The following is a 26,655-nucleotide window of genomic DNA, read 5'->3' on the forward strand; positions in this document are numbered from 1 at the left end:
GTTATTTAAAAGAAATTTTGTAAATTTGAGGTAAGTGTTTTTTGTGAAGCCAATTACCTAACCCATTTGTAAGCGTTATGCGATCGGATAAATTAAATCAACGTAAAAGGTTGTTTTCGTCTTTATTAAAAATTGTGTCAGGTCGCTGGGAGCGAATATTTTTTTATTCCCTTTATATTATTTTTTGCTTCATCTTTTCTTTGATCATAAATTTAGGCTCCGCAGGTAGCAAGATGGCTGATCGTATCCATAGCAAGCGCTTTATGGCGGTATGGATCGGAACGGTTTTGCTGCTGTTGATCTACGCTATGCTGATCAGCTATATGCATACGGCCTTGGTGGTCCGGCAGCGCTTCAGTAGGAATACCAAGCTGAATTTTATGATTTATATAGTCTTCTCGTCCTGTGTTATCCTGGCTCTTCACGGAGTTGTGCTGGAGGTATTGCTACCTGACAGGCCGGGATTAATCTTGCTTTCGAGATGGTATCTGATGACTGATTTTTGGTTTTTCTTCCCGATAGTGGCCGCATATATACTGTGTGTGCATCGGTTTCCAAAATGGGGATTGCTGGATTGGCAATCTCTTGGCCTGCTGACGGTTCATCTACCGGAGTCTAAAACTCGGCTCGATAGACGTGCATCAACACTTCTGTTAGAGATCGGATCCGGAATGCGTGAAAATCTAGCTGACCTTGAAAATACGACTGACCAGCTGGAAAAGAGCACACGGCAACTCTCCTGGAATAACGCCCAGACAGCAAAGATGGATCTCTCGTCTTTGACAAAAGCGGAATCACAGGCTGTGCTGCTTAGCCTATGGCAACGCAATCGGGATCGCCTGGCACTGATGGTATATCTCTTGCGCAAATGGGAGGGTGAAGAACCGATAGGAGGTAAAACGATAAAATGCCTGCACGCGGTAATCATCTGTAAAGAACAACGTACGGCAGATGTGTATCTGCATGATGGCAAGTTTTGTCGGATAGACGTGACGACCAAAGTGCTGCGGGAAAATCCCTGGTTGGTCAAAATACGGGCAAAAGTGTATGTTAATATGCTCTTTTTTCGCGTGCCCGTAAATCGGCCCACCATGTTGGAGCTTAACGCTGAAATCAAACAGAAACTACATAGATTGTTGCCGGAGGAAAAACTCAAAATTCTGGTTACGCCCTCGCGTGAGCTACGCAACAACATCAATAATTTTTGGGGAATAATAGATACGCTAGATGAAAACAAATTGGAAGAGGAATTTAATCTGGCTTAAAATGGATGTATTGTTTAACGCTGTGGTGATGGAGCCTCTGCACAATGCCCATTGTGCAAAGCGGCTTGTTTCGGCGACCAGCATGTCTAATTGCATGGTTATGTTAAATTTAATGAATCGCATATGTGACCTTTTGGAGGTCATAACCTCCTTACTGCAAGCGATATTGAAGCATATAACGGAAGAAATGAATAAGATTCCGGCTGAAACATTGGATACAGCCGACGAACTGGATCATATGCTCGATATCGCTCATGTACTCGATAAATTGGGTATTTCAGAATCGAAGTATTACCGGCTGGTCCGTGAAGGAAAGCTCAGGCCGAGGAAGCTGGGCAAGCGGCACTATTATTACCTGTCGGATTTACACCAGCAACTGGAAGAAAGCAGGCGGAAGGGGCGGATATAGCGAGTTGTCAAAGAGGGGCCTTTTCGGCTCCTTTTTAATTTTCAGAGAGCCGGCAAACACAAGGTCTTTCACGTCGGTATAGTTCGGCAGTGGTTCGGGAACTTTGTGGCTGTCCTTCGGCTCTGCTCCGACACAGCTAGGGGACATGTTCGACGCTCCTTCGGGAGAGCTTCGGCAACTCTTCGACTGGGCTTCGACTCCCAGCCGAGCAGTACCCGAACAATACCCGAACAGCAGCCGAGGCTGTGTCGAAGCTGTCTGCAATCTGTGCCGAATACCTCCCGAAGGCAATCCCATAACGACTCAGAGGATAGCCGAGCATCCGCCTATTTGCTAAAGCTGACAGGTAATGACAGCACTGCCAGCCGTATAATATCATTCCCTGTATTTGTTCGCCTACTGAATAAAGTCGCTTTAATTTAGCTCTCGCTAGCAAAATAAAGACTGCTCATGACAGTCGTAATTATTTATCAATCAAACATGTATAGACATGGCAAGATTCTTAAAAGGTATACACGGGGCCTACTCTGGGAAAGTGGGAAGTGTAATAGGAAGCAGTTGGCGAGGTGTGGATTATGTCCGCTCGCTCTCCAAGATTACAAACAAAAAAGCGAGTGAAGGACAGATCGCACAGCGTACAAAATTCGCAACGGCGGTAGCTTTCCTTTCGCCCATCAAGGATTTACTCAACCTGGGCTATTCGGATAAATTGCAGGGCAAAGCAACAGGATACAACAAGGCGCTGCAATATCTCATGAACTATGGGGGCATCAAAGGCACTTACCCAGCATGGGAAATAGATTATGGGAAGGTGCTTATATCCAAGGGCTCGTTGGCCAATCTGATGGGTGCCGAATGGTCAGAAGCTTTTCCGCAGGAGATCACGTTGACATGGGAGGCGGAGCTCAACAAGTTTAACGCTTTCGCTGGTGATTCGGTTATTCTGTTGATGTACAACAGCAACAAGAATTTCTTCAGTATCCTGGAATCGGCGACTCGCGAGGAAGCAAGCCTGAGTTTCAAGCTACCTGCCAGCTACTCGGGTGACACGCTGGAAGGCTGGGTATTTACCGGTCATGAGGATGGTGTCAAGACCTCTCCGAGTTTCTATCTGGGCAAACTATCCATTAGCTAATATGGCTATTCAACACACCCTGCTGCTCCAACGTAAATATGGAGCACAGGGAACCAACGGTACCATTACGTATCAGGGGGAAGAAATCTGTCATACCATCGAGCTACCCGACAGAAATAATATTCCGCGGATCAGCTGTATTCCAGTAGGTCGGTACAAGCTGGAGAAACGGCGTTACCCCAAGCATGGTGAGCAGATCGGTATCCCCAATGTGCTGGGACGTGAAGCAATTCTGATCCATGCGGCCAACAATGCTTTAAAAGAGCTGCAGGGATGCATTGCCCCGGTAACGGTACTAACGGGTGAAGGGAGAGGGGATTACAGCGGTAAGGCCTTGGCAAAACTTAAGGCACTGGTGTACAGTCTTTGGGATCAGGATGCAGAAGTGTATTTGAATATTCGCTAAATGAAAAAAATCTTAAACAAAATAGGAAAGGTGCTGCAGGTGGTTCTTGCGGCTCCCGTTAAATGGCCCGGAAAGGCGGGTAACATCTTGAAATATATCGCTGTAGGCCTGGGCATCTTGGAAACAGTTATGGAAGAGGAAAAGCCTCCACCTGAAAATAATTCCGAGCTGCCCATGTTGCCCAAGGAAAGGAGTGATGCTGATGAAAATCAATGATATCCGTATCTCTGCCCTCGGGGGCACGATCTGTTCCATCTGGGCCAGTATCTCCCTGGGCGATTTGCTGCAGACGGTATTAACGGCTGCGCTGGGCACGGTTGTTAGCTTTGCGACGAGCAGGCTCTTAGGGCGTATGAATAAAAAGGCAGGCCATAGGAAACCTTAGCCAGCTTATTGAAGACGTCTCCCTTAACGGGGAGACGTTTTTTAGTCAAATCCCGATCTTCTTCGGTCCTTCTGCTGATCAGCTCCTGCGTTTCCAGTAGATCTCATCGGCTTGGCATCGGGATTTCATCGGGAAAATCCGGTCAGTACCCGATGAAATCCCGATGAAAATACGATCAAAAGCAGGTATTTGCTCGTAACAAATAGCCAATTGTAGGCGTCGAGTGAATGATTTTATTTGACCGCAGTAACCTCTAGCTCAACCAGAAGTGTTTCGAAAAGGTGTTTTACTTCCATCACAGTGGAGGCTTGCTGTAGCTGGTTCTTTTGAGCCCATGTTTGAAATAGATCAAAATTTTGAAATAATTCGGTAGAAGATGTCGTGTAGATGTTCAAGCGTACGATATGGCGAATTTCATATCCTGCTTCTAAAATGACACGCTCCACATTGGCGATGGCGAGCGATAGCTGCGTACGCATATCAGCATTACTTGAGATGCCGTTTTCGTCAATTGCGGTTTGTCCTGAAACATATAGGGTTCCACTTACATCTTTTACCTCTACCGCTTGTACATAATTCCGTTGTTCTTGCCACTTCCAGGGATTGATTGTTCTCTTTTGCATAGTCACTGTTTTTTAATGCCTACAAAGTTCGAGAGATACCGAGAAATAAACCTGTGACTGAAATCACTATTTGTAAATTCGGCTGAGCGTTTCTCTTGAAACGCCCAGATACTGCGCAAGAACCGTTTTGGACATGCGCTGTACCAAAGCAGGATAAGAGCTTATAAAAAGTTCATAACGGGATTTTGGGCTGTCTGTCAACAAGGACAGTATTCTATGCTGATTGGCGATATGCCCATTGATTGATTTTTGTAAAAAGTAGTTCGACAGACTATACTGCTGCACAATACGCTGGTAATCCGCATAAGATAAGGCATATAAGGCTGTAGGCTCTAAGCATTGTAAATAAAGCTTTGACCGGGTTTGATGATAAAATGCCGAAAAGTCCGTTTCCCACCAATCTTCGAAGGCAAATGATAAGATATGCTCCCTGCAATTTTCATCTTCGTAGGAGAGTTTGACCAATCCGGATTGTATCCAATACAGATCTTTTACCAGATCATTCGGTTTAATAATAAAAGCGGCTTTTTTGTAGGTTTTGTATTTAAAGTATTGTTGAATCGCTAGGTGCTGCTCCAGCGGAATATGCTTAAAAATATCATTTTCAAGGCTGATGTTATGATCCATAATCAATGAAGTTTAACCGAGTTTTTTTATCGATCCAGCTAATGGAATGCTATAAAATCCCGAGCTAATTGCTGCTGTATTTGCTATCAGTTAGCAGTCAAATGTAGGCAATTTTGTGGTCAAAAAAAACTTCAGGTGAAATCAAATCAGGTCTGTAATCGGTCAGTTTTCCGATGCCTTTCGTTCAGCTATCGTTTTAATGTTGTTTATATATTTATTATTGATTTAAAGTATTTTATGTTTGTTATGTTAATCAAAAATGCAGGTGTAAGAAAGGGTTGATGATGGAACAATAGGGGCCGAAAGTGATACGTGATGGCATGAATGATAAAAGCGCACTCCTGTAGTGCGCTTTTATCATTCGTATGGCTTGGGGATGAAACCAGGATATGACGATTATCCTTCAGACATGGCTAAAGTGAGGCTCGCCGTAAATTCTAGCCCCGTCGTTGTCACCGCCTTTATGGTCACCTTATAGTTGCCAGCTTTCAAACTGTCGCTCTTTTTCACGGAAACGACGCCTGTTTGGGCATTTACACTAAACAGTTTTTCGCTATCTGTAAATGCGAGTCCATCTTTTTGTATGGAAACCAGTTCAAAAGCAGATTTATATTTTTCAGGATACAGTGTTGGCGCTGCAGAGACATAACCATTTGAGAGGCCGATATGTATCAGACTAAAGTCTATGGTCAAGTTTAGATCGGGATAATATTGTCCAAACAAAAATTTAATTTGTGGAATCAGAATGACCCTGAAAGTCGTGGCGGCGACAGGAAAACCATCTTTTCTAAGCTCGGGAGTCAACTCGAACGACTTTTCAGCTTTTTTTTCCGGATCGCCAGCATCCTTTGCTAATTTGATATGCGTACCTGTTATGGAAGCAATGTTTTCTTGTCCATCCTTTTTAACCAACTGAAAGCTAGCACCAGCAGTTGGCAGGCCGAGCGGATCTATTTCAAAATCAGTAGATTGGTCGCCATACAGTACATACGAATAGGGTAACTCGTTACCATTTTTTAGGCCTTTGATAGCAATAGATCCAGCGGTTATCTTGATCGAAAAACTTTCTTTCCCTACTACTTTGTCCTGAGATTCTTTGGCTATGACAGTGACTTTATAATCATCGGGAATCCGTGCGCTGCTCGATTGAGCTCCGTTTGGATAGAGTAGGGAACTGTTAATCAGTATGCTTTGTTTTTCGTTGTCAAATTTGATGGCCTGGTTCAATTTATCACTGAGTTTAATCCCGTTGCCCAAATTGATATCTGCAATCTGGGAAAAGTCAAAGCTGAACGTAAGTCCTGCTTTTGCAGATAGGTCTTTCGGCAGATTAATTTCCTGTGTTTCGCCGTAGCGAAGGCTGACCTGCGATGGTAACGAAAGCGAGATCTCAGTGGGCGTAGGCGCTGTTTCCTTTTTACAGGATGATGCAGCTCCGAGCATCAGAATCAGTGCCGCCGCAAGGACGATTGGTGTGTTGATGTATTTCATTTGCTGTAAATTTTTGACGAAGGTAGTAATTGCAAATTATTAATGCAACTATATTGCATTTACTATTATCTTTTTTAATTTTGCAGCTCAAACAGGAATAAGCTACATGATGATACGGTATCAGAAACAAGTTTTTTTAGCATCTCTCGTGCTATTAGCGATCACAAAAACTGCACATGCGCAGCGTAAACCAACAGTGGATACATTGCGAAGCTATACGCTTCCGACCGCGGAGACCACTGGCTTTGTACCAGCCCATGGGCAAAAGACGAGGCTGGATCGAAAGCAGCTGGATCGTATACAGGCACAAACGCTTGGCGAAACATTGAGCCATATCGCTGGGATACAAAATGCTTCTTTTGGCCCCAATTCTGGTATGCCTATGATACGGAGTCTAAGTGGTAGCAGGGTAAGTGTACTATCCAATGGGCTTTCGATCAATGATTTATCGGGAATCAGTCCAAACCTAAACCCCAATTTCGATATGGACAACCTACGCGAAATAGAATTGTACAAGGGTGCTGCGACTGTACTATTCGGCGGAAAGGCCATTGGTGGGGCGGTGAATGTTAAAGACAACACCATTCCGATGAATCGTCTGCCAAAGAAGATTGCAGGTCAGGCCAATGCGGAGTTAGGAACGAATAATGGCAATAGCCAATCGCTGGCTTTCAATGCAAACATTGGAAAGTACTGGGTGGGACATATAGGCGCAATGAGGCTCAGGCACGGAAATCTCAAGATCCCGGGCAATACAAAAGCAGCCATTGCTTATGATCCAAAGATCGATCATTTGACCGCCGCAATGGCGCAGGTAAATGTCGATCGGGAGACGATTCGAAATCTGACGCTATATCCCTATTTGAGCCAGTTCGTGATCGAGCATATGGGCGATCCAAAGTGGGGCTTATCGGAAGCCGATCTGTATACCTTTGAAGATTATTCATTTATCAATGGATCGAAGGTCTTAAACCCTCAAAATGACAAATATGTCGCTGGGCAGGATCCCAACACGCCACTTTACACTGAAGTCGTTCATGGGATTACCGATTATGTACCGGTCAAGCGTGGCGTGATGCCCAATAGCCATGCCGAGAGAAATGCTGTCAATGCAGGTGCCAGCTATATCAGAGACAACTTTCAACTAGGTCTGGGGCTTTACGCGCTTGAAAGCTATTATGGTATTCCCGGTTTTGCGCAGCGCAACAAGCCTGTCCATAGTCACACTACAGTTTGGACCCCGATATATGAGCCGATCAATACGCGTACCTACTCATATGCCTGGCAGGTAGAATCTGCTTTTAAGCCAAAAACACAGTTGATCTCGGCGATTAAATTTAATTACCGCGGTGAGGTTTCGGACGACCGGGAGCTCTTGGGCAGGTACCGTGTCAATAAGTTCGATAGTGAGCGTCATGCGCTTCGATCGGAGATAACGCAACAATTTAATCCTTTTTGGTCTGGGACGAGTGGGATTGATTTTTCATTTGTGGCCTTAAAGGGCGAGGGCGATCGGCGTTATATCCCCAATAATCTGAGCCGGGAAGGAGGGATCTTTACCTTGCAGACAATAGAACTTAATCCAATTACCGCTCATTTAGGTTATCGGCATGACTGGGTTGCGCGGCGTACATTGAGCGATCCCACTTATCAGCGCAGCAGGGGAATGGCCGGAGGTGATCTTTCAGCCCGAGATTTTAGCTTAAACCATTTTTCGGGAGATATCAAGTATTCAATTTTTGATATTGCCTATGTACAAGCTACATTTTCACACGCAGAACGCGCACCAGGGATCAATGAACTTTATGCCGGAAATGATCATTTTGCAATCCTGGTAGAAGAAAATGGAGATGATCAACTGAACAAGGAAAGCTCAAATTCTTATGAGTTATCCGCGGGGGTAAAATATGGTGGATTCAAATGGTCGGCGACGCATTACCGCAGTTTTTTTAAAGATTACCTGTATTTGGCCCATACAGGCATTTCTCGTTCTGGAGGATTTTTGGTCAAGGAATGGCGTGCTTCAGATACCGAAATTCAGGGCTGGGAGCTAGAGGGAGGCTATACCTATGCATGGGCCGCAGATTGTCATGTAGCGTTAAATGTTTTCGCTGATCTTGTCAAAAATATAAATACTTCGGATGACAACATGCGCAAATGGGCAGAAGGTGACTTTATGCCCAACCTACCGACCAGTAGGTATGGAATGTCGGTTGCACTTCAATATAAAAAGTTTTTTGGAAACGTCAATTTTGATCGGTATCTGAAACAACGTTATTTGGGTAAAAACATCAATATTGAGCCGCCGATGCCAGCTTATTCTTTGTTAACAGGACAATTAGGTTATAAGGTAAATATAAAAAGATATGAGTTTGTCTATTTTATTTCAGGAAATAATCTATTGAATGTAGAAGCACGTCCGCAAAATTCCATACTCAAATATCTTGCCCCCCTTCCGGGACGGAATATTTCCATTGGATTGAAGTTATTGCTCTGAAGAATTTGGTTTAATCGTCAAGCGTATTACATCTCTTCCCTCGGGAGCACGATCTGTTCCATTGGGGCAAGTATCAATCAGTGACTTTTGTAGCTGAATCGCGGTATTGTTTTAAACTCATTCCTTGGTGTCGCTTGAAAAACTTATTGATATGACTTTCGTCTGCAAAACCAAATTCATCCGCTATTTCGTGCACTCTTTTATCGCTAAAACGTAAGCGATGTTCGATAAGCCTGATGCGATACGAGGAGATATATTGCTGAAGGGATTCATTGCACTGTTTACGAAAATAACTGCCCAAATAAGTTGGAGAAAGATCGAATCTTTCCGCTATGACAGCAATTGTCAAACGTGCTGGATAACGAATATGTTCTTGAATATAATCTAATAGCTGCAAGATACGATTGTCTGCATGTGGACTTATATTTTTGGGCTTGATAATGGCTATATTTCGTGCAGCAATGACAATTAAAGCATTGACTAAATGCCGAACTAGATCTTCCGTATAAACAGATTCCTGGATGAGCGTTTGGTGTAAGTGTTGAACCAATGAGCTAACCATTTTCTTATCTTCTTGGTTGATCAACACAGATCCAGATAGATCCGACGCATTGTATAACAGACATTCGATATGATCAATACTTTTCCATTGATATTCGCGCACATAGTATTCTCCGAAACGGATAACCATAAATTCACAAATACTGTCAAGATCAAATGAATGGTAGTCCTTTGGCGTGATGAGAAAAAGATCACCGGGCTCAAAACGAAGTTCATTCCCATTGATGCCATGTACGCCATTCCCAGATAGTACATATACAAATTCAAAAAAATTAAACTGTCTATCCCGAATTGGACAACAATTTACTTTTTCATAATATACCTCCAGCGATTTAGAAATATTCTCTCTTGCCATACATGCAAATATACCCAAATGTACTTGATATGTACCTGTTAATCGATGTTATATAGGGTTAATTTTGTGTAATTCAACGTAAGTATAAATGAAAGCGATAGTTTTAAAAGAATTTGGAGATACAGGTAATCTCCTTTATAAAGAGATTGAAAAGCCTTTAATTAGGGCTAATGAGGTTTTGGTTAAAGTAAAAGCCATAAGTATTAATCCAGTCGATTATAAAGTAAGAAATCGACAAGCTCCTTTGGCAGAAGATTTAGCACATTTTGATCCTTTAATTTTAGGTTGGGATATTTCGGGAGAAGTTGTGGCGGTAGGAACAGCTGTTACCGAATTTATAATAGGGGAAGAAGTATTTGGTATGGTCAATTTTGTGGGGCATGGAAAAGCTTACGCCGAATACGTGGCAGCTCCAGCTGATCATTTAGCGCTGAAACCCAAAAACATCACGCATATTGAAGCAGCGGCTAGTACGATGGCTGCCTTAACGGCATGGCAAGCTTTTGATAGTTATGGAAAACTGAGATCAGCAGATCGGGTATTAATTCACGCCGCTTCAGGTGGCGTTGGTCACTTTGCTGTACAGATTGCCAAATATTTGGGCGCCTATGTGATTGGCACTGCATCTGCCTCAAACAGGGATTTTGTTTTGGGCTTAGGAGCTGATGAATGTTTTGATTACAGAATGACGCCATTTGAAGAAGTATTACACGATCTTGATTTTGTAGTTGAATCGATCGGAGGAGCTAACTTTCAAAAATCCGTAAAAGTATTAAAGCCATTCGGAACCATTGTCGCCTTAAATTCAGGATACACAGACGAGGATGAACAGAAAGCCAAAGAAAAGCAACTTCATGCCTGCTATTTTATGGCGGTATATTCCAGTAAAAAAGATATGGCTATTATAGCTTCTTTTTTGGAACGAGGTATAATAAAACCACACGTTTCGCATGTGTTAGATTTTGATGAAATGGCGCAGGCACATTTGCAAATAGAAACCGGACGAACTATTGGGAAAGTGGTTGTCACTTTATAAAAAACATAGCTAAAGAGCTCGGACAGGCTATCTTGGATAGTCCGTATAGTGCAGTCAATTTTACAAACAACAGATAGTCTTGTTTAAGGATATCATCAATACATCGAAATGAGGAAGCGGACTCGTTCAGTTACAAAGAGGCATCTTGGAATATTGCGGAGTATCGATCATTCAGCATGATTTTATAGGTCCCTTGCGCGAATTCAATGAGACGTGGCGTACGGTGTGTATGTTTGATGATGGTTGCAGCGCTATACTGTTTTCGGCTTGTATTTGGGTTGTGTTCGTACCTGCTTCGGACCACCTTCGGAAATGGACACTTTGGCAACCAGTATTAAACCATTGCTGACCAGATATTTCCTGTTCAGGGTCTGTTCAACAACTGTACAGCACTTGTTCAATATCTGTTGCTTGTCCGAAGCAGGTACGAACTTGGTCCGAAGGAGAGGTCAATCTAGGTCCTTATCCTCCGGGCAGTAACAGGTATAGCACTTTTGGCCTGGGTATCTTGGAAACGGTATTCTTGGGCAAATTGGAATATAGCAAAACAGAAAAAGTTTATGTCTAAAAACTTTAACAGTGGAAAGAGTGGAAAGATGTTTCAGATGCAGCAGAGGTAATGCCGTGATTTTTTTAAGAAGATATAAATAAATAGACAAGTCTGTCTATTTATTTATATCTTTGTTTCATGAAACAAAGAGGGCAGGTCGTTATAGATAAGATTCTGGACACGGCAGAACGGTTATTTTACGCACAGGGCTACAGCAACACAGGGATTAATCAGATCATTGAGGAAGCCGACGTTGCAAAGGGCTCACTTTATAAACATTTTCAGACCAAGACGGATCTGCTGGTAGCGTATATCGAGCGTCTACATCAGCTGTGGTTGCAGCGGTTGGAAGCTGCTGTTGGCGAGGTTAGCGATCCTAAAGGGAAATTGCTTGCTCTTTTTGATCACCATACAAAACGGCAGGCGGACAGGCTATTTGGGGGCTGCCCATTTATCAAAGCCAATGATGAAGCCTATACGGACGATCCGCGCTTCACTTCGGAAATCCAGCGGGTGAAAGCGCGGAGCAAGAGCTTTATCAGAACATTGGTTGAGCAATCGGGCCATCGGCAGTTGCTTTCAGATGATGAACTCGTCGATACCATCTACTATATGCTGGAAGGATCTATTGTTTCGGCGTCGGTTTTTAAGACTTCGGCTGAGATACAGGGGGCAAAACGGATCATAGAAAAACTGATCTAACATGAAGACAATACAAAATAAATGGCTGGAACTGTTGATCGTACTCGCTGCACCGCTACTCTCCGTGATCGATGTCTTTATCATCAATATTGCGATTCCGACCATTAAAAAAGGAACGCATGCTACTGACGGGGAGATGCAGCTGGTTATAGCGGGTTACCTGTTGGGCTATGCAGCCTTCCTCATCACAGGAGGTAGGGCCGGGGATCATTTTGGGAGGAAGAAAGTATTCTTTTGGGGCATGGCGGCATTTACGATAGCTTCCTGCCTCTGTGGAATGTCACAGTCGGCTCTGCAACTGAACCTTACCCGGTTTTTTCAGGGGCTGAGCGCCTCCTTTATGGTGCCCCAGACGATTGCATTTATACAGATCTTATTTACGGATCCCAGGGAGCGTGCCAAGGCATTTGGCCTGTATGGAATAACCCTGGGCACTGCAGCCGTGATCGGGCAGGTGCTTGGTGGATACCTTTCGGATCTGCACGGGATGATCGAAGGCTGGCGGCTGGTGTTTTTTATCAATCTCCCCATAGGAGCTGTCACCTTATGGGCAACACACCGATATGTAACGGAAACGCCAAGACATGCGCATACAAAATTTGACTATACGGGCATCTTAATCCTGACCCTGGCACTGTTTGCGTTGATTTATCCGCTCATCCAGGGGCGCGAATCGGGCTGGCCGCTTTGGAGTTTCGGCCTACTGCTACTTTCAGCAGTTCTGTTCCTGTGGTTTACTTATGACCAGAAGAAAAAGCTGGCAAAGGGTAGGGTTCCGCTAATAGATGTCAGGCTTTTCCAGATAAAAGAGTTTAATATGGGGCTTGCTGCAGTGCTTTTTCACTTTATGCTGCACACGGCTTATTTGCTGCTTAGCGCGGTATATCTACAGAACGGACTCGGTGTTTCTGCGCTTGACGCCGGGCTCTATTTTATCATCCCAGGTATTCTTTTTATTATTTCATCGGTGTTGGCATCGCGTCTCATCATCAGGTATGGAAAAAAGGTGCTGCTTGTGGGGGTTGTGCTGCTGCTGACCGCTTTTTACCTGCAGATGGTATGCTGGAAACCTGGTTCCGATCCGCTGTTGGTGATAGGCCTGATGGCTATCTGGGGCTTCGGAAACGGACTTGTGCTTCCTTCACTGCTGAATATAGCTTTACAGCATGTTCCCGTGGCCTATGCCGGTGCTGCAGCCGGCATCTATTCGACCTTCCAGCAGACCGCTTCGGCACTGGGCGTGAGTATTATTGGTGGCGTATTTTTTTACTACGCAAAAGATGGCTGGCAGCAGGCGTATCATTACGGAACCATAGGGATGTTGATCTGCACCTGTATGGTCGGCCTGATCCTGCTATTGGTATCAGGTAAAAAACCGGTACAGGCATCTGCCAGCTAGGAGGGCTAAACTCCGCTCAAGTGTATAACAGAGCGCGGCGTAGAACCAAACTAAAGGCGTACAAATGCTACAAAATGACAGCTCCGTAAATCTGTGCTATTCTTCAGCTCAAATGAGTTAGTCTCCCCGTACCAATAGCGGTAATTTTGGATAAACAAAAAGAATAAAGATGAGCAAAATAGTTTTTATAACAGGAGCTTCCAAAGGATTTGGAAAATTATGGGCTGAGACCTTACTTAAACGCGGTGATAAAGTTGCCGCCTCGGCAAGAAATATCGCTGCACTGGCAGAGCTGAAAGCTACTTATGGCGACAATATTTTAGAAGTAAAGTTGGATGTTAATAGCCGCGAAGAGGTTTTTTCAGCTGTTGAGAAGGTAAAAGACCATTTTGGTCGCATCGATGTGCTGATCAACAATGCCGGATTTGGCTTATTTGGTACCACAGAAGAAACATCCGAGCAACAGGCCCGTGATCAGATGGAAACGAATTTTTTCGGATCATTGTGGGTGGCTCAGGCCGTATTGCCGATCATGAGGGCGCAGAAGAGTGGCCATATTATTCAGGTTTCCAGTTTTCTTGGACTGACCACGATTCCGTTACTGGGTTTATATAATGCGTCAAAATTTGCAGTAGAAGGGCTCATCGAAACAATCGGTTCGGAAACGGCGCACCTGGGCATCAAAACGACCTTGATTGAGCCCAACGGTTTTGCAACAGACTGGGCTGGAGCATCTGCGGTTCAGACTTCTTCGGATATTACAGATTACGAGCCCGTGCGTGCAGCCTTTGCGGCAACTGGTGATAACCCCGATACCTGGGGCAACCCCGAAGCTACGGTAGCACCTGTGTTAAACATCATCGATAGTGAAAATCCGCCCAAGCGCATTCTGTTCGGTAAAATTGCCTATCAGGTTATTAACGATGTGTATACGAAAAGGCTCGAAGATATTCAAGGCTGGAAAGAGGTCAGCATAGCAGCGCACGGACATTAAAAAACCTCCAATCCGGTAGAATATTTTTTAACTTTGATAAAATGAAAACCGATGCAACATTATAGAACCCTTACAGAACTACATCTGGGCAATCGTTGGGAAGCTCCGCAGCATCCGCTTTTCAGTATGGTCGGCTGTCTTTCGGACTGTAAACTGGGGGATAGGGAATTTACCAGTGACTGTTATTTGATCGCGTTTAAGAAAATTAAGTCCGGCAATTTGATGTACGGCCGTACGCGCTACGATCACGATAACGGATGTCTCTTCTTTGCGAAACCCCGGCAGATTATCGAGATGAAAAACCTGGAGTTCGAAGAAAAGGGCTATATGTTGATGATCCACGAAGACTACCTCCATGGGCATGAACTTTTCAAGGAAATTGAAAAATACAGTTTTTTCGATTATGAAGTGAACGAGGCATTGCATCTTTCCCCGAAAGAGGAGCAGCTAATTTTGGAGCTCTATGCAAAAATCCAGGACGAATACGATACTAATCCGGACGAATACAGCCGTGAAATTATGCTGAGCCATGTTTCCTCCATCCTGAAATATGCACAGCGCTATTACAAAAGGCAGTTTATCGATCGGGCGCAGGTGATCGGCAAAACAGCATCCAAGTTTAACGATCAGCTTCGGAGTTATATAAATCAGGGCCTGCTGGCGAAAAGCGGTCTGCCCAATGTGGCCTTCCTGGCCGATCAGCTCTTTGTGTCGCCACGCTACCTCAGTGACCTGCTCAAGCAGGAAACGGGCAAAACGGCCATGGAGCTGATCCATATTTTTATGATTTCAGAAGCGAAGAACTTACTACGCTTAGGGGAGAAAGGTGTTGCTGAAATTGCTTATGAACTTGGCTTTGAAAATCCGTCGTATTTTACCCGGCTTTTCAAAAAGCAGACGGGAATGAAACCCCTGGAGTTTAGAAAATCCCAGTTGAACTGATGGGTTATAAGGTGTTATAAGTCCCAGGAAAATGAACGGTTTTCCTGGGACTTTTTCTTTATTCCAATCCTACAGGTGGGACCTTACGGCTTCTTTTACGTATAAAATCACTTTTCGGAATGGATATGTTGCCGTAAACAGGCCGCCGTTAGCGAGACAGTATCTTTGAGTAAATCGGCAACGGTACCTGTAAACACCACATTTCCGCCATACTTGCCTGCTCCGGGCCCAATATCGATAATCCAGTCAGCTTGGGCGATAACATCGAGGTTATGCTCGATAACGATCAACGTATTGTTGTTGTCCACCAGATTATTGATAAAGTTTAATAACTTTTCGGTATCGTTTGGATGTAAGCCTGTGCTTGGTTCATCAAGGACGATAATCTTGTTGGAGTTCTTGAGTTCTTTGGTCAGTTTGAGCCGTTGTCTTTCCCCACCCGAAAAACTGTCTGACCGTTGCCCCAAAGTCAAATAGCCCAGACCGAGTTGGAGTAACATATCAAAAGACTGACGGTATAGTTTGTCCGGGAAAAAATCATAGGCTTCTTCGACAGTCATATCCATCACCGCAACAATATTTTTATCATGGTAATGATATTTTAAGACCGCTGGCTTAAAGCCAGAGCCACCGCAGACCTCGCAGGTCTGTTCAATATCATCCATAAAGGCCAGATCAATTTTTTCGATACCGATACCTTTGCAGTTTTCACAGGCGCCGAGGCTATTTCGGCTAAAAAATTTATCGGATACCTGATTTGCTTTTGAAAACAGGGTGCGTATTGCATCAGATAAGCCCAGGTAGGTCAGCAGATTGGAGCGTGCACCTGTTGAAAATAACGACTGGTCGATGATGGTGGCTTCGGGATAAAATTTGGGCAGCACTTTGTTGATCAGTGTACTCTTGCCCGAACCCGCCACGCCGGTAACCACGGTCATCACCTTTTGGGGAATGCTCACCTGGATGTCTTTCAGATTATGCAGACTGGCATGTCTGATTTCGAGGTATTCGCTTGCTGATCGTGGTTTATTATTAATTCGAGGCCGTTTAGCAAAGTACAGCCCTGTTTTTCCTGTTGATGTTTTCAGTCCAGCGACAGTGCCTTCATAGACAATCTCGCCACCGTTCTTTCCCGACCTGGGGCCCATATCGATTACCCGATCGGCGATGCGGATCAAATCGGGGTCGTGCTCAACAAGTAAAACGGTATTGCCTTTATCGCGCAGCTGTTTAATAATTGCAGCGATATTTTGTAAATCCATTGGATGAAGTCCGATGCTGGGCTCGTCAAAAATATAGAGTAAATCCGTGAGGCTGCTCCCCAGGTTTCGGACCATTTTGATGCGTTGGCTTTCCCCGCCTGATAGGGTGTCTGTACGTCTATCCAAGGTCAGATACTGCAAACCGATGTTGACGATATGTTGAAGCTTATGTTTCAGTTCGGTGAGAATGACATCAAAAGTGCTGGAATGTAAAGAAGCAACGAATTCCAGCAGCTCATCGATCGAAAGGGCCGTACAGTCGGCGATATTTTTGCCCGCTATTTTGCAGGATAGAATCGTATCATTCAACCGTTTTCCCTCGCATACAGGACAAGTTTTGGTAATGATAACTGTATTTAAAGCCTCCTTTCGGCTCAAGATTTCCTTCGATTGCTTCTTGAGGAATGCTTTTTCAATGCGGGGGATAATACCCTCATACTGTACCGTTTTGCCCCATTCCGGATCAGGCTGTTTGGGTTTGTGTTCGGCTGCATGCAAAAGGAGCTCCCATTCCTGCGGCGTGTAGTCGTTCAGTTTTTTGTCGTTGTCAAAATAGCCTGATTGGGTGTAGCGTGTCAGGCGCCAGCCGCCCGGTTGAAAGGTCGGAAATCGGATAGCCCCTTCGTTCAACGATTTTTGCTTGTCAATAAGGCTATCTACATCAATGGTCTGCACAATGCCCAGCCCTTCACATGCCTTGCACATGCCCAAAGGATTATTGAATGAAAAGGCATTTGAATAGCCTACAAAGGGTGTCCCCATGCGCGAGAAAAGCAAGCGGAGAGAAGCATAGATATCGGTGGCCGTGCCTACAGTCGAGCGTGCATTGCCGCCCAATCTTTTTTGATTGATAATAATAGGGACATTCAAGTTGTCGATTTTGTCCACATCCGGAACGCCGATGTGCTGCAGCCGGTTTCGGATAAAACTGCCCTGTGTTTCGCTGAACTGCCTTTGGGCTTCAGCACCTATTGTTTCAAAGACCAAAGACGACTTGCCCGACCCGGAGACTCCTGTAAAAACAGTAATCTTTTTCTTGGTGATCTGGAGAGAAATATTCTTGAGATTATTTTGCCGGGCATGTATGATGTGAATATGTTCCATAATCATTAACTTTGGTAATTATTAACTAAGTTAACTATTTTATTGGCGATGAACAAAACTGAACAGAAATTTTATGAAGTGTTTACTAATTTACAATGCTTCATCTTGGCAAATATGAATAGGGGCGACATCAATGGTGTAACAGCGACCCACTATAATATAATCGAATATATTTACCGCCACGATCATTGTATCGTCAAGCAGATTGCTCAGGCGTTTAACATAAGTCCGCCTGCTGTTTCCAAGCAGCTCAAATTTTTGATAGCGAATAACCTGGTCGAACAGCAACAGTCTGCTGCCGACCGCAGGATTTTCAATTTAAGTGTAACGGAAAAAGGCAGATTTATCATCGATAATTCGGAGAATTTCAGGGAAACAGTGGCCAAAGAAGCTGCTAAAATCTTGAAGGAAGATGACTTAACGAAGCTGACTGAATTGCTCAATAAAGTGTTGACGGCCTGCTCAACCCAGACATGCTGAGAAAATCATGAATCATTAACATCGCCTTTTTAACTTGCGTTTCAATTTTAGTTCCTTTTGAAGCGCTCCGTACGTTACGTATATTTTTATGCTGTTTTAACTATTTCTTTTAACCACATCGACCATATGATCTAAATCAAATGGCTTTTCAATAAAGTCGTCGGCTTTACAGTCCGCAGCAACTTTTGCAATATCGTTGGCTGTCGATGTCAGGACAGATGGAAGTTCTTCGGTATCTGGATCAGCTTTGAGTTCCTTGATCACTTCGGATCCTTTTTTACTTCCTTTAATATGGTCATCCACAATAAGAATGTCGGGATCAATATCTGCAAGCTCTTCTATTGGTTCAGTTGTAAGCGATGGAATCACATCAAAACCCTCATCAACTAAGACCTCATCCATGATATTCAAGATATCTTCATTATCTTGAATAACTATAGCCTTCTTTTTCGTCATTTCTATTGAAATTTATCGCGTAAATATAGGAAAAAAGCGGATACAAAAAACAGGGGAACGCTCAATTTTTAGTTAGGAGAAACAGAACAAAAGTAATGCTATCAGTGAGCTGATGGCAATGTAGGCTAGTAGTGGGCTTACGCCGTCATTTTTGCCTAATTTTTTAACAAAAAAAAACAGATAACATTTATGTTATCTGCTGAACTTAACTTAAAGAAGTTTTTAAACTTCCTACTTAATTATGCTATTCGCACATTAACTGCGTTAATGCCCTTTTTACCGTTCTCTAGATCGAATGTTACAGTATCGTTTTCACGTACATGATTGATTAAACCTGACGAGTGTACGAAAACATCTTGACCGCCATCTGTTGGTGTAATAAAACCAAAACCTTTGGTGTCATTAAAGAATTTTACTGTTCCTTGTTGCATTGTATATATGTATTAAATTATGTATTTATTAGAACGCTTTTGCAGCATACCTCTCCTTTAACCATACGCGTTGGTAAAGGATAAATCGATCTGTCAACAAAAAATGAAGTTTGTAATTTTTCGTATTGACACTATCAATCTGAAAAAAGGCAATTAACTTCATATGTTGATAACAAAATAGCAGCTGGAAAAACGAAGACTGAGAAGAAAGAGTAAACTCAAAAGTGTCAGAAGAAGTAATGGCAGAAGCCTGATTATTATTCAAATGTAGTTATAAATTATTGAAAAACAAAGTTTTTTATTTTCTTCTGCTAATGTCAGCAAGCGCTAGAGGGGAAAGAGTTGCCGCCGAATGCGGAGCAGATGCTTTTCTGGTAGAGCCATTTGAACTTGATGATCGCTATGCTTTAGTAGAGAAAGTTAGGTAAGCGTAGTTTTAGAATTTAAGGTTGGCTCAGGCCACTAAGTGATTGAATGAGTTGGAAAAGCAGAAATAGGAAGCGGACCAAACTTAAGGATAGTTTGGTCCGCTAGGTTAAAAAAATATCATGCTTTAATAATTCTTACGCATGTTTTTATTGTTATCCTGCTTTGTTACACGTTAGCTCAACGGCTTTGTGAAACAATACATGCTGTTGATTGTACAGAGGATTATGCCTTGACCAAACGCTATGAATGGCTTAGCTGTAACTTTCCGATGAAAGGGCGATTATCAATCGTCAGAATAGCTTCTTTAATGGAATAGCATAGCTGGTAGCTTTCGCTCAGTGCTTTTTTGCTAGCTTCTATTTTGTCGTTTTCAACTTTATCGACAATCCAGGTTGGGTTTAACGGATCTGAACTAAATTTGGTGATTAATACGGTAAATCCTTCTTTCTGAGCACTGATTAAAGTGTCTTTTGTGATGTCTACTATTTTCATAGTGAGATAATTTACAAAAAAAAATACGAAACAGGGTCTGCTTCGTTCAGTTGATGGCCTTGACAACCACCGTACAATTGAACGAAAATAGACCCTCTTTAATGTATCCGGGCCGAAAATTAGCAGGTTCAGCGATCGGTTTAGCTAGCGTGAAGCAGATCGCAAAATAAATTAAAATGTAACAAAAGGCGATCTGTGGTTAACTAACCAACTCTGTTCTTTAGCAAGTTTTGTTCTTATTTCTTCTGCCGATCAAATTAGAACTTTTTCCCGATAGAAGCTGTTTAATAGATAATTTGTCTATTTTCGGGATCACATAATGCACGCCTTCATGAGATACATCGGAATATTAATATGCAGTATTTTACTTTCTTCGACAGCTTGTCAGGCACAGGATCAGGGAGCTTATTGGGTGGCGGTATCCTCCAATAAGATCAACCGCGAGCCGATGCGTGGAATAACGCTGAGCTACATGGAAATGCTGATCAAAGCTTTCCCTTATCTGGCCGTAAAAGGAAATGATATTCTCATCCCTTATCCAGATGAAAAGAGGATACAAAAACAGGAATTCACTTCTTTTACCAATACGCGGATAAAGTTGCTCAACAATAGGCTATTGGACAGTATCTATGGCATAAAAAGCGGCAAAGATACGCTTCGCATCAATTTTTATTATCAGGGAACAGGTGATGAAGATAAAAAATTTGTGCTCAACTATATTCCTATCTCAAAGGCCGCCTATGAAAAGGCGACTGCTGCCCTAAAACAGGAGCGCCGGAAAGTGTTGGAAAGTAGGCTGCCATGGGACGCTACCGGACTCGACTTTAACAAAATGAGGCCGCTTTACCTACAGGATATGGCGACCATGGATTTGATTAATCCCATCCAACTTGCCGACGAGCTGACGCAATTCTCCGATAAAACGGCTGTTGTATATCAGTCTGCTATATTGAGCAGAAATGACTCTTTGCAGCATTTCAAAACTTTTGGCATCGAGAATATGTTGCTGTCGGAAAGTATAGCCGCCAAAATCGGAAATACCACCTTCGATAACCTCGAATTTTATGTAGATTCCAACAATCGTAACCAAGGCATGGCTCTCCGCCAAAAATACATGCCTGTAAATGCCATTACGGAAGTTTTCAATAAAATTTCCAGTCAATTTCCATCGGCCAAACTAAGTTATTTTGGCCTACCAAAAAAGTTTGAAGATGGGGATATCTCGGGTATCCATATCAATATTGCCCTGACTTGGCATACCGAAGGTAAAGTGATTAAACTGGTGGTCGAAGGCATACCTGACGCCTTATTTGACCGTGAAGTGGATCGGGATATTGCTGTTACGGATGACCAGAATGCAACGGAAATAAAACAGGTATTAGCACATTACCTCAGCCTGATTGACCAGGCTAACCTCAGGGTATTTGTCATGTCCAGAGATTTTGATGAATTGCTCAATCGTAAGGAAAATAGAATGGAGACCAGGTTGCCGGGCCAGCTCTGGGAGTACGTGACCTCATGGCGATACCTGTACGATCTTGACAAATAATAATCAATTCCAATGCGTGCAAAGTTAAATTTTAAGAGAGATAGTCTGTTGCATTATTTTACTGGTTTTATTAGAAATCCATCATAAATTGACTTTCCTAAAAATAAAGCCTAATTTTGACTGATCAACAATAACTAAACCAGCAGATGAGTGTAACACATGTCCGACAATTGTTTACCCAACTTTACGAAGAAAATTGGGTGAAGTTGTATGTGCATGTGTTTCGGATGTTAGACGATCGTGACGAAGCCCGTGATATTGTACAGGAAATTTTTACCAATCTCTGGGACCGCATGGAGCGGCTTGAAATTGAACATTCTTATCAGGCGTATCTTTTTCGTTCGGCCCGTAATTTGGTCATCAATCGTATCGCCAGCCAGGATGTGGGCCGGAAATATGAACATTACCTGGAGCATGCCGCCTCAACTCCTGAAATTATGCCCGACGAGTTGCTGCGGGAGAAAGAACTGGCTCAGCAGATCGATCAGGCGATTGAAAAGCTGCCCCGCAAAATGGCTTTGATCTTCAAAAAAAGTCGTTTCGAGCAGCGGAGTTATCGGGAGATTGCCGCGGAACTTGAGATCTCCGAACAGACTGTCAAAAAGCAGATTTACAATGCGTTGACGCTTTTGAGAAAAAAAATTCGAACTATTTTCATTTTTTTCTACCACTAATGGGGTACTATCCTGTCTTCTAAACGGTAAACAGGATAGAACCTATGAAACAACGATTATCGAAACAACTACTGCAGAGGTATCAGCAGGGGATGTGCAGCGCCGAGGAAATTGCACTTGTCGAAAGCTGGTACAATCAGCTCAGTCGGAAAAATAACGAAAAAGACATCCCGGAACTGGATCTCGCTGCAGAAGACCGCTATTTCCAACAGCATATTTTTGGGCCCGAATTAAGGGCTAATCGCCACCGCAGCGCCTATTTGAAGGTGGCTGCCAGTATTGTATTCTTTTTGATGGCCGGTGCAGCGCTGTACTTCTTTTCCCAGTACCAACAATCGCCACAGCCACTGCCTTTTAGTGTCGGTCAATTCCAGGCCGATCTGCTGATCGGCAATGAAGTGGTTAGCCTGGACGAAAAGAAACCGTTTAGCCCCGCCTATATGGCGCAGGGGAAGGGGAATAACCTGGCCGTCAAGACCAAAAAGGGGCAAGAATTCAAGATGGAACTTCCCGATGGTACCACCGTGTGGCTAAATGCAGACAGCAAGCTGGAAATAGGACCGGGATACGACCTCAAGGAACGCTCGGTATTCCTGACGGGTGAAGCCTATTTTAAAGTAGCAAAAAATAAAGCCAAACCTTTTATTGTTCATGTCGGCAACACCAGCATTGAAGCCTTGGGAACCGCTTTCAACGTGAAGTTATACGCAAACGATAGCCAGCTCTTAACCACGCAGCTCGACGAAGGTAAAATACGGGTCAGCAATGCGGGTCTTCAGGAGATTCTGCTACCGGGACAGTCGATCGAACTGAATGTGCTGAACGGTGCCTTCCAACGAAAGCAGCAAAATACACAACAGGATGCTGCCAATTGGAAAGAGGGTTACTTTGAATTTGACCAGACACCGCTTCCCGAAATTTTGGCCGATCTTTCCCGTTGGTACAATTTTACCTATAGCCTGTCGCCCGTCTATAAAAACAAAGTCCTTAGCGGAAAAATCAGCAAAAAAGAGTCCTTTGAAGAAGTACTCAAGATATTACGGTTCGCCGGCATAAACTATACCATTGACAAGGATCGACTCGTCCTTGTTCCCTAACCAAACCCAAACAAACGCATTTTCAATCTAAATACCCTATGAAACAATCCGTAAAAACACTGCTATTGATGCTGATGCATGTCAATGGCTATGCCTTTAGCCAGCAGGCAGACAAGGCATCTGACCATGTTCAATTTAAACAGCTCGTCAAAGCCATTGAGCAACGCAGCGATTACCGCTTTGTATATGATCCTCATGAAATTAACCCCGATCTGGATATTGATGTTAATTTAAACAATGCCAATATCCCGGAACTACTTAAACAGGCATTCTCGGCTAAGGGCATCCGCTATCAAATTGTCAAAAACACCATCGTGCTCCAGGGGAAGGGGGGAGCAAAGGCGCTGCAGATGACCGTCTCTGGTCGCGTCAGCAATGGGGCCGGTGCAGCGCTTGAAGGGGTCAGTGTTCGGGTTAAAAACAAGATAGCCAGTACGGTCACCGATGCCAGCGGGCGCTTTAGTTTAAACGGACTGCAACAGGATGATATCTTACTTTTGAGTTATGTGGGCTACCGCAGCAAGGAAGTGAAGGTAGCGGACAAGGCCCTCATGGAAATAAGCCTTGAGCTAGATCCGGGCAACCTGGATGAAGTGGTGGTTATCGGTTACGGCACGTCTTCAATACGCAAAAATACGGGTTCGGTATCCAGTGTCACCAGCAAGGAGATCGAAACACAACCGGTACTGGATCCTCTGGCGGCCTTGCAGGGGCGCGTTGCGGGACTCAATATCGCATCCAATTCGGGCTTGCCGGGCAGTTCCTTTCAGGTGCAGCTACGTGGTGTCAATTCTTTGAGCAATGGCAGCAGCCCGCTCTATATTATCGACGGTATTCCATTTTCGGACGAAAGCATGAATCAGTTTACCGCGGCCAATGGGAACCAAAGCCCGCTCAGCCTGATCAATCCCAAGGATATTGAACGCATCGATGTGCTTAAAGATGCCGATGCGACAGCCATTTATGGCTCCCGGGGTGGGAATGGGGTGATCCTGATCACAACAAAAAAAGGAAATAAGGGTGGACTTAAAATAGACTTTAATGCCAATGTGGGCTCCGGTAAGGCCATTCGCAACTTGAAGATGCTCAATACCGAGCAATATTTGGACATCCGGAAGGAAGGCTTTAAAAATGATAACTGGACGGCGACAGCAGATAATGCGCCGGATCTGCTCACCTGGGATCAGTCCGCCTACAGCGACTGGCAGAAGGAGTTTTATGGCGCATCGGCCCCTTTCTCGACCTATCAGCTGTCATTTTCCGGAGGAAACGAAAATACCCAATACCTGGCCAGTGCCAATTTCAATCGTCAGGGGGATCCCTTGCCCGGCAATAAGAATTATCAGCGCGGTGGTGCGCTGTTGAACTTGTCTACGCAATCCAAAGATCAGCGATTTAAGCTCAACAGTAGTTTCAACCTCAACCTGGACCGTAACAATACAGTGCCGACAGATATTGCCCAGTTTTATAACCTGGCGCCCAATTATCCTTTATATGATGAAAAGGGAGACTATTATTGGTTCCAACAGAGTTTGCAGAATCCCGCCGCCTATATGGAGCGCTCGAGTGTTTCGAAATCAAAATCCCTGCTGGCCAACTTTTCTGCCGAATATGCGATCTTACCCGAACTGGTCGCAAAAGTCAATGTAGGGTATAACCTCAAAAGCATGGACCAGACGCGCTTGCTGCCCAATGCGGGATTTAATCCATTGACGAGCACGGGTTCCATGGCCTCTTACGGGAATTCGGATTATCAGTCCTATATCATTGAACCGCAATTAAACTACAGCAAAACAATTGGTAAACATGATTTTAAACTGCTTTTGGGTGGTACCTGGCAGCAAAGGGTCAGCGAAGGGAAATACTTCGATGGCAGCAGTTACCCGAGTGATTCGCAGCTAAACAATATCGGTGCTGCAGGTATCCTTGTGAACCGCAACAATCAGTATGCAGATTACCGTTACCAGTCTGCATTTGGTCGTATAAATTATGCCTATGCCGATAAATATCTGTTGAATTTCAGCTACCGAAGGGATGGCTCTTCCCGCTTTGGGCCCAACAATAAGTACGGTAATTTTGGGTCGATCGGTGCAGCCTGGGTGTTCAGCAGTGAAGAATTTCTCCAGGATCAGTCTATCTTGAGCTTCGGTAAGCTACGTGCCAGCTGGGGGGTGACAGGAAATGACCAGATCGGTGATTACCAGTACCTGGATACCTGGGGAACGGGCTTTGCCTACCAGGGCATCACGGGGCTTTATCCGACACGGGTGTTTAATCCCAATTTTGGATGGGAAGAAATCAAAAAGAAAGAACTGGGGCTCGACCTTGGATTTTTCAGGGACCGTATTTTCCTCACGGCCAATTATTACAACAATAGATCGGATAATCAGTTGATCAATATCGTGCTAGCACCGCAGACGGGCTATAATTCTTATTTTGGTAATACCCCCGCACTGATCGAAAATAAGGGCTTTGAGTTAGAGCTGAGCAGTGTGAATATCCAAAAGGAAAAGTTCAGCTGGAAAACAAATTTCAATATTACTTTCCCGTCCAATACCCTGCTGGAATATCCCGGGCTTGCGAGTAGCAGTGATGGGAGGCGATACATCATTGGCGAGTCCACACGTATCGTCCGCGGATTTCAGTTTACGGGAGTGGATCCACAAACCGGGGTCGCCCAATTTCGGGATGTGGATGGCGATGGGAAAATCAGTGATTTCAATGATTATGTAACCTTGGGATCACTACTGCCCAAGTACTATGGTGGTATCGGCAATAATCTGAGTTATGGCGATGTGAGCCTTGGATTTCTATTTCAGTTTGTCAAACAGGAGGGACCATCCATTGGATATGGTCCACAGGCAACGACCATTGGCGGATTGGGCAACCTGGATGAATATGTGTTAAACCGTTGGCAGCAGCCCGGAGATGTGACCGATGTGCCACGCGCTACGGCTAACAGCGCCAACGAAGCCAACCTGGCTTACCGTAATTATTACCGGTATTCTACGGCCGTATGGGACGATGCTTCTTTTATTCGCTTAAAAAATGTATCGCTCAGTTACGATATCTCCAAATGGGCACAGAAGATCAATATGAGCCGCGCTGTGGTACAGTTCAATGCACAGAACCTCTTTACCTGGACAAGCTTCAGAGGTATGGATCCCGAGATGCCTGGTTTTGACCGTACTTATGTTTCGGATGTCAATCCCTTTGGTTCGGTACGGAACAGTGCCACACCATCCATGCGCACGTATACATTTGCGGTTCAGCTCACTTTTTAATGATCATAAAACTAAAGACT

24 protein-coding genes are annotated in these 26,655 nt (G+C 44.0%); 16 read left to right on the forward strand and 8 right to left on the reverse strand.

All coding sequences use genetic code 11. From position 1 onward, the window contains the following. Nucleotides 1-233: 233 nt before the first annotated feature. The 5 genes from A9970_RS03740 to A9970_RS03760 all read left to right on the forward strand — a co-directional run bounded on the left by A9970_RS03740 (nt 234) and on the right by A9970_RS03760 (nt 3,431). Complete coding sequence (locus A9970_RS03740) at nt 234-1,265, forward strand: hypothetical protein (protein WP_220801510.1); 1,032 nt, start codon at nt 234-236, stop codon at nt 1,263-1,265. After that, the gene (locus tag A9970_RS03745) at nt 1,228-1,674 is read left to right on the forward strand and encodes an AlpA family transcriptional regulator (RefSeq protein WP_220801511.1); all 447 of its coding nucleotides are present in this window, start codon (nt 1,228-1,230) and stop codon (nt 1,672-1,674) included. The genes A9970_RS03740 and A9970_RS03745 overlap by 38 nt, the downstream gene beginning before the upstream one ends. Before the next feature lie 490 nt (nt 1,675-2,164). Beyond that, entirely contained in the window at nt 2,165-2,809 is a 645-nt protein-coding gene (locus A9970_RS03750) for a DUF6266 family protein (RefSeq protein ID WP_182981358.1), read from the forward strand. Between the two features lies 1 nt (nt 2,810). Continuing rightward, nucleotides 2,811-3,215, forward strand: a complete 405-nt coding sequence (locus A9970_RS03755) for a DUF5675 family protein (protein WP_145328458.1) — start codon at nt 2,811-2,813, stop codon at nt 3,213-3,215. Next, entirely contained in the window at nt 3,216-3,431 is a 216-nt protein-coding gene (locus A9970_RS03760; RefSeq protein ID WP_182981359.1) for a hypothetical protein, read from the forward strand. 402 nt (nt 3,432-3,833) lie between these two features. On the opposite strand, the gene A9970_RS03765 is transcribed toward A9970_RS03760, so the two are convergent. The 3 genes from A9970_RS03765 to A9970_RS03775 all read right to left on the reverse strand — a co-directional run bounded on the left by A9970_RS03765 (nt 3,834) and on the right by A9970_RS03775 (nt 6,341). Next, nucleotides 3,834-4,223, reverse strand: a complete 390-nt coding sequence (locus A9970_RS03765; RefSeq protein ID WP_182981360.1) for a RidA family protein — start codon at nt 4,221-4,223, stop codon at nt 3,834-3,836. A 66-nt stretch (nt 4,224-4,289) separates the two neighbouring features. After that, nucleotides 4,290-4,850: a Crp/Fnr family transcriptional regulator gene (locus A9970_RS03770; RefSeq protein ID WP_182981361.1), complete on the reverse strand. Its 561-nt coding sequence runs from the start codon at nt 4,848-4,850 to the stop codon at nt 4,290-4,292. 396 nt (nt 4,851-5,246) lie between these two features. Further along, a complete protein-coding gene (locus A9970_RS03775) occupies nt 5,247-6,341 on the reverse strand; it encodes a hypothetical protein (RefSeq protein ID WP_182981362.1) in 1,095 nt (364 codons plus the stop codon). 106 nt (nt 6,342-6,447) lie between these two features. On the opposite strand from A9970_RS03775, the gene A9970_RS03780 reads away from it, so the two are divergent. Beyond that, complete coding sequence (locus A9970_RS03780) at nt 6,448-8,838, forward strand: TonB-dependent receptor (protein WP_182981363.1); 2,391 nt, start codon at nt 6,448-6,450, stop codon at nt 8,836-8,838. A 73-nt stretch (nt 8,839-8,911) separates the two neighbouring features. On the opposite strand, the gene A9970_RS03785 is transcribed toward A9970_RS03780, so the two are convergent. Beyond that, a complete protein-coding gene (locus A9970_RS03785; RefSeq protein ID WP_182981364.1) occupies nt 8,912-9,754 on the reverse strand; it encodes an AraC family transcriptional regulator in 843 nt (280 codons plus the stop codon). 88 nt (nt 9,755-9,842) lie between these two features. On the opposite strand from A9970_RS03785, the gene A9970_RS03790 reads away from it, so the two are divergent. From A9970_RS03790 to A9970_RS03810, 5 genes are all read left to right on the forward strand, one after another. After that, nucleotides 9,843-10,790 (forward strand): NADP-dependent oxidoreductase, encoded by a 948-nt coding sequence (locus A9970_RS03790; RefSeq protein WP_182981365.1) that lies wholly within the window; start codon nt 9,843-9,845, stop codon nt 10,788-10,790. 688 nt (nt 10,791-11,478) lie between these two features. After that, a complete protein-coding gene (locus A9970_RS03795) occupies nt 11,479-12,042 on the forward strand; it encodes a TetR/AcrR family transcriptional regulator (RefSeq protein ID WP_182981366.1) in 564 nt (187 codons plus the stop codon). Nucleotide 12,043: 1 nt separating this feature from the next. Beyond that, nucleotides 12,044-13,441 (forward strand): MFS transporter, encoded by a 1,398-nt coding sequence (locus tag A9970_RS03800; RefSeq protein ID WP_182981367.1) that lies wholly within the window; start codon nt 12,044-12,046, stop codon nt 13,439-13,441. A gap of 169 nt (nt 13,442-13,610) precedes the next feature. After that, nucleotides 13,611-14,435 carry an SDR family NAD(P)-dependent oxidoreductase gene (locus A9970_RS03805; protein ID WP_182981368.1) on the forward strand — a complete coding sequence of 275 codons (825 nt, stop codon included), beginning with the start codon at nt 13,611-13,613 and terminating at the stop codon, nt 14,433-14,435. A gap of 51 nt (nt 14,436-14,486) precedes the next feature. Beyond that, the gene (locus A9970_RS03810) at nt 14,487-15,377 is read left to right on the forward strand and encodes an AraC family transcriptional regulator (protein WP_182981369.1); all 891 of its coding nucleotides are present in this window, start codon (nt 14,487-14,489) and stop codon (nt 15,375-15,377) included. Between the two features lie 107 nt (nt 15,378-15,484). Here the strand turns inward: A9970_RS03810 and A9970_RS03815 are convergent, their stop codons facing one another. Beyond that, the gene (locus A9970_RS03815; RefSeq protein WP_182981370.1) at nt 15,485-17,743 is read right to left on the reverse strand and encodes an excinuclease ABC subunit UvrA; all 2,259 of its coding nucleotides are present in this window, start codon (nt 17,741-17,743) and stop codon (nt 15,485-15,487) included. A gap of 48 nt (nt 17,744-17,791) precedes the next feature. Between A9970_RS03815 and A9970_RS03820 the strand changes: the two genes are divergently transcribed. Next, nucleotides 17,792-18,223 carry a MarR family winged helix-turn-helix transcriptional regulator gene (locus A9970_RS03820; protein ID WP_182981371.1) on the forward strand — a complete coding sequence of 144 codons (432 nt, stop codon included), beginning with the start codon at nt 17,792-17,794 and terminating at the stop codon, nt 18,221-18,223. A 96-nt stretch (nt 18,224-18,319) separates the two neighbouring features. On the opposite strand, the gene A9970_RS03825 is transcribed toward A9970_RS03820, so the two are convergent. From A9970_RS03825 to A9970_RS03835, 3 genes are all read right to left on the reverse strand, one after another. Next, nucleotides 18,320-18,679 (reverse strand): two-component system response regulator, encoded by a 360-nt coding sequence (locus tag A9970_RS03825; RefSeq protein ID WP_070566565.1) that lies wholly within the window; start codon nt 18,677-18,679, stop codon nt 18,320-18,322. A 239-nt stretch (nt 18,680-18,918) separates the two neighbouring features. Further along, the gene (locus tag A9970_RS03830; RefSeq protein ID WP_070566563.1) at nt 18,919-19,110 is read right to left on the reverse strand and encodes a cold-shock protein; all 192 of its coding nucleotides are present in this window, start codon (nt 19,108-19,110) and stop codon (nt 18,919-18,921) included. 669 nt (nt 19,111-19,779) lie between these two features. Next, entirely contained in the window at nt 19,780-20,031 is a 252-nt protein-coding gene (locus tag A9970_RS03835) for a hypothetical protein (RefSeq protein WP_075992363.1), read from the reverse strand. Nucleotides 20,032-20,362: 331 nt separating this feature from the next. Between A9970_RS03835 and A9970_RS03840 the strand changes: the two genes are divergently transcribed. The 4 genes from A9970_RS03840 to A9970_RS03855 all read left to right on the forward strand — a co-directional run bounded on the left by A9970_RS03840 (nt 20,363) and on the right by A9970_RS03855 (nt 26,635). Further along, a complete protein-coding gene (locus tag A9970_RS03840; protein WP_182981372.1) occupies nt 20,363-21,580 on the forward strand; it encodes a hypothetical protein in 1,218 nt (405 codons plus the stop codon). A gap of 146 nt (nt 21,581-21,726) precedes the next feature. Continuing rightward, entirely contained in the window at nt 21,727-22,254 is a 528-nt protein-coding gene (locus tag A9970_RS03845; protein ID WP_182981373.1) for an RNA polymerase sigma-70 factor, read from the forward strand. 44 nt (nt 22,255-22,298) lie between these two features. After that, the gene (locus A9970_RS03850; RefSeq protein WP_182981374.1) at nt 22,299-23,351 is read left to right on the forward strand and encodes a FecR family protein; all 1,053 of its coding nucleotides are present in this window, start codon (nt 22,299-22,301) and stop codon (nt 23,349-23,351) included. A 38-nt stretch (nt 23,352-23,389) separates the two neighbouring features. After that, nucleotides 23,390-26,635, forward strand: a complete 3,246-nt coding sequence (locus A9970_RS03855) for a TonB-dependent receptor (RefSeq protein ID WP_182981375.1) — start codon at nt 23,390-23,392, stop codon at nt 26,633-26,635. Nucleotides 26,636-26,655: the final 20 nt, after the last annotated feature.

Origin of the sequence: Sphingobacterium sp. UME9 (genome assembly GCF_014170215.1) — a bacterium.
GTDB lineage: Bacteria > Bacteroidota > Bacteroidia > Sphingobacteriales > Sphingobacteriaceae > Sphingobacterium > Sphingobacterium paramultivorum.